Source organism: Xanthomonas pisi DSM 18956, assembly GCF_001010415.1.
Classification (GTDB): Bacteria; Pseudomonadota; Gammaproteobacteria; order Xanthomonadales; family Xanthomonadaceae; genus Xanthomonas; species Xanthomonas pisi.
In genome coordinates this window covers 1-373 of the sequence record NZ_JPLE01000170.1, presented here as the reverse complement: position 1 = coordinate 373, position 373 = coordinate 1, and the positions used below count along the sequence as shown (strand labels likewise).

Here is a 373-nt window from a genome sequence, read left to right as displayed (position 1 = left end):
GCCGTGGCATTCAGGCGCGAGTCGTTGGTGTGCCGTCGGGAGGTTACTGTTGTACCGGTGGCAGGAAAAGAAATCGTGCTTCCGTATGACAAAGATGATGAGGAGTGCGTTCATATCATCCGTATCTCTGACGATAATCATGAGCTTTTTGTCGGTCGGGATGTGGATATCAGCTCCGGACGCTCCCTGCGATTTGCCTGTTCTCCCGGTGAGGTGAGCGTGCTTTATGCCGTCGCTCCGAAAGCCGGACGCAGCCAGATACCGGATGAACTCCTCACATGGCCTGAAGAAGTGGCTGCGGGGGCACTTGAGCGGTTGTTCATGCAGACTGGTGTTTCATGGTCGGACCCGTCACGCGCACAGTATTTTTCTG

At 55.2% G+C, this 373-nt stretch carries 1 protein-coding gene; it reads left to right on the top strand.

The window, feature by feature from the left end; genetic code table 11:
• Window positions 1–75: 75 nt before the first annotated feature.
• On the top strand, window positions 76–373 hold a 298-nt coding region (locus Y887_RS19550; RefSeq protein ID WP_211257003.1), incomplete at its 3' end, for a hypothetical protein.